Origin of the sequence: Pseudoalteromonas sp. Ps84H-4, assembly GCF_024124645.1 — a bacterium.
Classification (GTDB): domain Bacteria; phylum Pseudomonadota; class Gammaproteobacteria; order Enterobacterales; family Alteromonadaceae; genus Pseudoalteromonas; species Pseudoalteromonas lipolytica_C.
On sequence record NZ_JAMXSK010000031.1, the window covers coordinates 26,565 to 34,402 of the forward strand.

General features: G+C 39.4%; 7 protein-coding genes. 4 read left to right on the forward strand and 3 right to left on the reverse strand.

Annotated features, from left to right (window positions below):
- Positions 1 to 29: 29 nt before the first annotated feature.
- From nadK to NH454_RS19960, 4 genes are all read left to right on the forward strand, one after another.
- Positions 30 to 914, forward strand: a complete 885-nt coding sequence (gene nadK, locus NH454_RS19945; protein ID WP_135924247.1) for an NAD(+) kinase — start codon at positions 30 to 32, stop codon at positions 912 to 914.
- A 95-nt stretch (positions 915 to 1,009) separates the two neighbouring features.
- The gene (locus tag NH454_RS19950) at positions 1,010 to 1,573 is read left to right on the forward strand and encodes a hypothetical protein (RefSeq protein WP_135924246.1); all 564 of its coding nucleotides are present in this window, start codon (positions 1,010 to 1,012) and stop codon (positions 1,571 to 1,573) included.
- A 67-nt stretch (positions 1,574 to 1,640) separates the two neighbouring features.
- Positions 1,641 to 3,314 (forward strand): DNA repair protein RecN, encoded by a 1,674-nt coding sequence (gene recN / locus NH454_RS19955; protein ID WP_253040054.1) that lies wholly within the window; start codon positions 1,641 to 1,643, stop codon positions 3,312 to 3,314.
- A 53-nt stretch (positions 3,315 to 3,367) separates the two neighbouring features.
- The gene (locus tag NH454_RS19960; RefSeq protein ID WP_235383202.1) at positions 3,368 to 3,766 is read left to right on the forward strand and encodes a hypothetical protein; all 399 of its coding nucleotides are present in this window, start codon (positions 3,368 to 3,370) and stop codon (positions 3,764 to 3,766) included.
- A gap of 65 nt (positions 3,767 to 3,831) precedes the next feature.
- Here the strand turns inward: NH454_RS19960 and NH454_RS19965 are convergent, their stop codons facing one another.
- The 3 genes from NH454_RS19965 to NH454_RS19975 form a co-directional block, all read right to left on the reverse strand.
- Positions 3,832 to 5,427 (reverse strand): hypothetical protein, encoded by a 1,596-nt coding sequence (locus tag NH454_RS19965; RefSeq protein WP_135924243.1) that lies wholly within the window; start codon positions 5,425 to 5,427, stop codon positions 3,832 to 3,834.
- Positions 5,428 to 5,775: 348 nt separating this feature from the next.
- The gene (locus NH454_RS19970; RefSeq protein WP_253040055.1) at positions 5,776 to 7,347 is read right to left on the reverse strand and encodes a hypothetical protein; all 1,572 of its coding nucleotides are present in this window, start codon (positions 7,345 to 7,347) and stop codon (positions 5,776 to 5,778) included.
- A gap of 34 nt (positions 7,348 to 7,381) precedes the next feature.
- Positions 7,382 to 7,838, reverse strand: a 457-nt coding sequence (locus tag NH454_RS19975) for an IS30 family transposase (RefSeq protein WP_235373130.1), incomplete at its 5' end; no start/stop codon positions are given.

Sequence of the window (7,838 nt, forward strand, 5' to 3'; positions counted from 1 at the left end):
ATTGCTATGAAAGTTTAAGTGCAATTAACATGGATTCACCGTTCAAGACCATAGGTTTGATTGGCAAACCTAATCACAGCGCCGCAGCCACGACCCTGCAACGCCTTCATACTTTTTTACTTGCCTTAGGCTTTGAAGTGCTCGTCGAGCAACGAACTGGACGCCAACTTGACAACGTACCAGCCGAAAACTTAGTTAAGTTAGTTGATTTAGGTGAACGGGCAGATTTAGCCATTGTTGTTGGCGGCGATGGAAACATGCTTGGTGCTGCTCGCGTTCTTGCGCGCTTTGATGTTGCAGTTATTGGTGTAAACAGAGGTAACTTAGGCTTTTTAACTGATTTAAACCCAGAAGGTTTTGAAGCAAGTCTTGAACACGTCCTGAGCGGACAATTTATCGAAGAAAAACGCTTTTTATTAGAAGTTGAAGTCTATCGTCATGCCGAACTTAAGAGTGCGAATTTGGCGGTTAATGAAGCTGTTCTTCATGCCGATAAAGTTGCCCATATGATTGAGTTTGAAGCCTTTATTAACAACGATTTTGTGTTCTCACAGCGCTCAGACGGCTTAATTGTCTCAACACCAACAGGCTCAACTGCTTATTCATTATCGGGTGGCGGGCCTATTCTAACACCTGAGCTGAACGCAATTTCATTAGTACCTATGTTCCCACATACTTTATCAAGTCGTCCCCTAGTGGTTGATGCCGATAACGAAGTGCGCTTAAAGCTCAGCCTCGAAAATACCGACAGTCTGCAAGTAAGCTGCGACAGTCATGTGGTTTTGGCGGTATTGCCCGGAGATGAAGTGGTTATCAAAAAGGCCGATAAACACTTGCGCTTAATTCACCCTAAAGACTATTCCTACTATGATGTTTTGAGAAAAAAACTTAATTGGGGAAGTCGGCTATTTTAAATAGCAATTTTTATCTTAAATAATTGCCAAGGCAGATTGATTAGCGCAAAATAATCATACTTAATGCTGTAATTTTTTAAGGATACTTCACCGAAATGAGCTATATCGTTTTTCTTGCTCTGTTATTACTTATCACCTTGCTAGGGTGTTACTGGATGGTTGAAAGCAACCGTCGTAAAGCGATTGAGGCTGAAAAGAAACGTTTTAACCAACGTGTAAAAGAAATTAATAATGACTTTAAAAGCAAGTTGATTGACTTTAGCGAAGGCAAACTTATTCGTCCGAAAAATGTTTCGCGTTTAAGTCAAATTACGAGTAACTTTTTTGTTGTTCAAGCTCATAATGAAGAAAACCTTGCTCACCTTGAATACATCAGTGATTTATTGATAAATACCATCATAATGGAAGCGAGCAAAGCGCAGACACCAGAAGAATTAGATCAATTAGCTGACCGCCTTCAATATTTCATGGCTGAACTTCCTTACAATGGCATCGAGTACAACAAGTCATTTTATCAGGAATCTTTGCCGTCGCTAATTGAAGTCATCAAGTATCAGCCGCCGACAATGCCCTCAGATGAACAAGCAAAAGAGCTGAACTCATCGAATCCAAAAGACATAAACCAAGAAAATCAGAACGCAGAATTAAGCAAAGTTTAAAATTTAATTTGCAAAACCCAAAAACACTGTATAAATTAACAGTTAATTAGCTGGATGGATAAACAGTATGTTAATTGGGTTAGAAATTAAAAATTTTGCCATCGTCAGTAACTTGAGTACTGAGTGGCACAATGGCATGACCGCCATTACAGGTGAAACCGGCGCAGGTAAATCAATTGCCATCGACGCGCTATCATTGTGCCTTGGTGAACGAGCTGATGCAGCTGCGGTTCGCCCAGGCTCTGAACGCGCAGAGATCTGCGCTGAGTTTGATATTAGCCAACTTCCGCTCGCCCAACAGTTTTTAGAACAGCATTTACTTTCAAATAACGACGGTGAATGTTTGCTGCGTCGAGTTATTTGTAAAAATGGCCGCAGCAAAAGCTATATTAATGGCAGCTCAGTAACCGCTGCGCAATTAAAAGAGTTAGGTCAGTATTTAATTTCAATTCATGGCCAACACGCCCATCAGCACTTGTTAAAGTCTGAGCATCAATTACATTTACTTGATGCTTATGCAGGCCACAACCAGCTATTAACTGATGTTAAAGAGCGCTACAAAGCTTACCAAGCATTACTCAAAGAATTTAATCATTTAGAGCAGCAGCAACAGCAACAAGCAGCTCAAAAGCAGTTATTAGAGTATCAGGTGGCTGAACTTGATGAATTTGCTTTACAGCCGGGTGAATTTGAGGAGATTGAAGCTGAGCATCACAAACTAAGTCATAGCCAAACTATCTTAGAGTCATGCCAGCGTGAGCTACAACACTTATACGAAAGTGACGAGCTAAGTGCTTGTTCAATGTTACAACACAGTGCGCAGCAATTTGCTGAGCTTGCTAGTTATGATGAAAGTTTATCGAGCATTGCAGCGCTACTTAGCGAGGCTGCTGTACAAGTTGAAGAAGCAAGCCGTGAAATTCGTAGTTATGTCGATGTAACTGACTTAGACCCCGCTCGCTTAGATGAAGTTGAAACACGGTTAACAGGTATTATGGACCTTGCCCGCAAGCACCATATAAAACCAGAAGAGTTAGTTGAGTTTCATCAATCTATCAGTGAAGAGTTAGCATCAATCAGTTATAACAGTGACCGTTTAGGTGCGCTTGAAAGTGAAATTGATGATGCGCTTGAGCAATACAAACAGGCAGCACAATTATTAAGTGAAAGCCGTCATAGTTACGCACAAACACTTAACCAATTAATTAGCGATAGCATGGCGAACTTATCGATGGAAAATGGCAAGTTTGCGATTGATATTCAGCAAGCTACCGATAAAGCGCCAAGCTCAATGGGCTTTGATATGGTTTCGTTTTTAGTATCAACTAACCCAGGTCAACCAATGCAAGCACTTTCTAAGGTGGCCTCGGGTGGTGAACTATCACGTATTAGTTTAGCGATTCAGGTTATTATTGCTCAACGTGTTACAACGCCAACACTAATTTTCGATGAAGTCGATGTGGGTATTTCTGGCCCAACCGCTTCAGCCGTTGGTAAACTTTTACGCCAACTCGGTAAATCGACACAAGTTATTTGTGTAACTCACTTGCCGCAAGTAGCAAGCTCTGGGCATCAACAATTTTTTGTGGCCAAAGAAATTGCAAACGGCGAAACATTTACGCAAATGAGTAAACTGTCTAAAGATGGCCGTATTGATGAAATCGCCCGACTACTCGCAGGTGACAACATCAGTAAAATGGCAAGAGCGAATGCCAAAGAGCTTATAAACGCGCATGCCTAATTTGAATGCTTGGGTGTTTAGCTGCTAAAGATTTATTAGTTTAGAGTTTATGAATGAATATTAAAAATATGTTTTTCACTGTGGTGCTTGGATTGGTTGCCTTAAGCTCTAACCATTCACAAGGTGCAACAGCTGCTCCGCCTTCTCAAAGCGCTCAGTTATTCGTTACGTTAATTGAATGTATATTATTTATACTCCCCACTACCGCATTTTTACTGATTGTTTGGAGTCGTTGGAAACATTTACGCTTTAAGCAGTTATTACAAACTGCATTAAATTCGTCATTGCTTTTGATGCTAATGAGCTTGGTAACGGTCAGTCTTTTAGCACAAAGTATTTCACCATGGATAATTGTGCTTGCAAGCTGCCATGTATTATTGGTGGGAGTTAATTATTTATTAGTTAAACAGCACACCAATAGAGTGAAAAACACCTTAACTGGTTGCTGGTGAATAATTTTATATTAAAAATCGCGAAGCACTTAAAGCTTCGCGATTTTTGCATAACCAGCAAATAGTTAGTCTATTTCACTGGCATAGTTAAACAGATTCATTAGTAGTCGGTCTGCCATACTGGTAACCGTAGGGCCTTGAGTGATGTTTTCTGCTTTATGTTGAAGTGTAAGCATACCGCTATCAGCCAAGATAATATCGCCTGTTGCAGGGTCTTTTACAATAGTTGGTAAGCCTTGTTGATTTACAGCTAAAATTTGTGCTCCAGCTGGCATCTGAGAAAAATAACCTCTTGCACTTCCAGCCTGATAAAACTCAGTTACCTCTCCAAATGGTCCTTCAAAAATTCTTTGTTGTTCTTGAGAACCTACACCATCAGGGTTTGGTTTACTTGGCCCATCCACATAACCATTGGCTGTTACCCTATAGCCCCATTTTGGATAAATCTTCTCTTCAGGGTAATCAGCATCACCTGCGATAATTGCGACATTACCCTTTTTTAGTGACCAATTATATGCTTCATTAAGTTCTGCATCAGTGAAATTACTCAATCTGAAGCTACCTATAAAAAAGATATCTGTATTGTAATTATCTAGTGCTTGTTCGGTAATTGAATTTGACGCTGCAAAGTCATGATTTATTGAAATTGGTTTATTAATTACACCATTTTCACCAAAATTTGCTGCGCTTGTTAGTTTTTCTAAAGACCACTCCATTAACCAACCATTAAGCGTATAACCAGCCCACGTAGCTTGTCTGGCTTGATCGATACTCGTGATAACGATTGACTCTGATTCTACGCTACAAATTGGCTCAGCATAACAAGCAACTGGTTTTAGTGTATTAACTGCTAAATCATTTATGCGCATTGGATAGGAGGCTACTTCACATGTTTTACCCGTGTCTATAGATGCCTTATATAACTTAGTTACGTTGTAATTACCTTGATCGTTAATCACTTCACGAGAAATAAGCAGCTCACCATTTTGATCAAGCGCAGCGCCTGTTACAGTAGTTAAACCATGTTCTGACTTTTTCGATAGTTCAAGTGTAGAGAGATCTAATGAGAAAATACTGGTTGCAGAAACTAAGTACACTTCCCCATTTTTAACAACCATATCACCGCGTAATATATCTGAGCTATTACCATAGCCAGTCATATTACCTACAAACTGGGTCTCGCCAGAATCAGGATAAATAATATAGAACTTACTCCCTTTAGAGCCATAAATAACATCACGGTCTGGATCATACGCTAAACGTGTCATTGGACTTGTTCGGGCAACTTCTGTGTGCGTATTTGTCTGCATATCAACGTAGGCTAATTTAGTGTATTTATACTTTTCGCCTTTAATCGGTAAGTCTTTCAATTCATCATCAGATAAATTCAATGAACTTGGGTCTAACTTATAAGTTAAAGCCCGTGGTGCTGACACATAATATAGACGATTACGAGTACTATCGAATGCCATTGCCGCTGAAGAAAACTTCGCTTTTGAGTGAATTGCTGCCGTTTTTGCTTGCTCATCAAGCGAAAACACAACACCTAAATGACCTCGGCCAGAGTTAATACCATACAGCTCGCCAGTACACATGTTTGCATAGGCACCTGACGAGAGAGCGCTGCAAAGTGTCATTATCGAAAAAATAGACTTTTTCATTTTATATTCACCTGAAAAATAAAACCAAACCTTATTTACTACTAATTGAAAATAAGAAAGGTAATAAATGTTAATTTTTTATTTAAATACTACAAAGTAGAATATTTACTTTTAAATCATTACAACACAATAGGAAAACCCTTATTTTTAGAGAGAACAATAAAAACAGATGATTAAAAACTAAAAAAGAAAAACATTAATATTAAGTAAAAATACAAAATAGAGAAGGAGAGAAAAAATAAATTGAGGAGCTATAATATTAAACGTTTAAATAATTAATAAAATTAAGTTTTCATATAATTAACCATCGTAAAGTAGTTTACTTCACGATGGTTAAAATGAAGCGAATTAATCTATATCACTAGCGTAGTTAATTAAGTTTAAGAATAAGCGGTCTGCCATGCTAGACACACCTGTACCTGAGGTGTAATTTTCAGCTTTGTCTTGAGAGTTAACAATACCGCTATCAGACAATAAAATATCACCAGTAGCTGAGTCTTTTACTATCGTTGGCAAGCCATCTTGATTAACTGCTAATACTTGCGTACCTGCAGGCATTTCAGAAAAATATCCTTTAGCACCACCCGCTTGATAGAAACTCGTTACACCACCAAATGGACCAGCGAAAATAGCTTGTTGAGCTTGAGTATTAACACCATCAGGGTTTTGAGTATTTGGCCCATCTACATAACCATTACGAGTAACTGTATAACCCCATTTGGCATAGACTTTTTCATTCGGCATATCAGAATCAGCCGCAATAATAGTTACATTGCCAGATTTTTTTGACCAATTGTAAAGCTCTGCAAGTTCAGCATCTGTAAAATCGGTGTCATGAAAACTTCCCATAAAAAAGATATCTGTATTGTAATCATCAATAGCAGCTTCAGTAATTGAGTTTGCAGCAGCAAAGTCATGATTTATTGAAACCGTTTTATTAACAATACCATCTTCACCAAAGTTTGCTGAACTAGTCAGTTTTGCTATTGGTTTATCAAATAAATAGGCATTTAAAGTATAGTTTTGCCAAGTTGCCTTTCTATTTTTATCAATACTGGTGATAACTAGTGGCTGAGCACCAATACTACAAGTTGGCTGGCTATAACACGCGACTGGCTTAAGTGTGTTTAACGCTAAATCATTAATTCGCATTGGGTATGTACCCATTGCGCAGGTTTTGCCCGTTTCAATCGACGCTTTATACAACTTCGTAATGTTATAATTACCTTGATCATTAATAACTTCTCGTGAAATTAATAACTCTCCATTTTGGTCTAGCGCAGCACCTGTTACTGTTGTTAAACCATGTTCAGACTTTTTCGATAATTCAAGTGTAGAAAGATCCAATGAAAAGATACTGGTTGCAGAAACCAAATACACTTCACCGTTTTTTACAACCATATCGCCGCGAAGAATATCTGAGCTATTGCCATAGCCAGTCATATTACCTAGGAACTGCGTCTCACCTGACTCAGGAGAAATAACATAAAGTTTACTGCCTTTTGAGCCATAAATAACATCGCGATTTGGATCATACGCTAAACGTGTCATCGGATTAGATCGATTAAGAACGGTGTGTTCTTTTGTATCCATATCTACATAAGCAATACGAGTATATTTATACTTTTCACTTTGTATCGGCAGGTCAGCAAGTTCATGGCTCGCTAAATTAAATTCACTTACATCTAACTTATATGAAAGCGGTCGTGGAGCTGCTACATAATAAAGTCGGTTTCTTGTGCTATCAAATGCTATCGCTGCAGATGAAAACGCAGCTTTTGAATGAACAGCTGCGCTTTGCGCTTGTTCATCTATTGAAAAAACGAAACCTAAATGACCTCGACCAGAGTTAATACCATATAACTCGCCCGTGCAGTTATTTGCCGAGGCATGTGATGCAAGTACCCCACATGCTACCACGCGAATTCAACCCCGAAGTGCACCACTCGCTAAATTAGGCCGCATTGCGTAATTCGTTAAACACAACGACAGGCTGTTTGTAACCTAGGCACTTTCTAGGTCTGGCGTTTAGCGCACGTTCTATATCGGCCACCTGCTTATCCGTTACCGTTCTTAAATCCGTGCCTTTGCGTATGTACTGGCGCAGTAAACCGTTGAAGTTTTCATTCAATCCGCGCTCCCATGAGGAATACGGATTCGCAAAATAAATATCAGTGTTGAGCTTATCTGCAACTAGCTCGTGGTCACAGAACTCGCTGCCATTATCAGCGGTTATCGTATGCACATGACGGCGATATCGCCACAGCATGCCTATCATGGCTCTGCTTACGTCTGCCGCGCTCTTTGCTGGCACTTTACGTATTAAATAAAGCTTGCTTTGGCGTTCAACTAGGCTGACTATGGCACCCGTTCCATGCTTACCCAGTACGGTATCAGCTTCCCAGTCACCG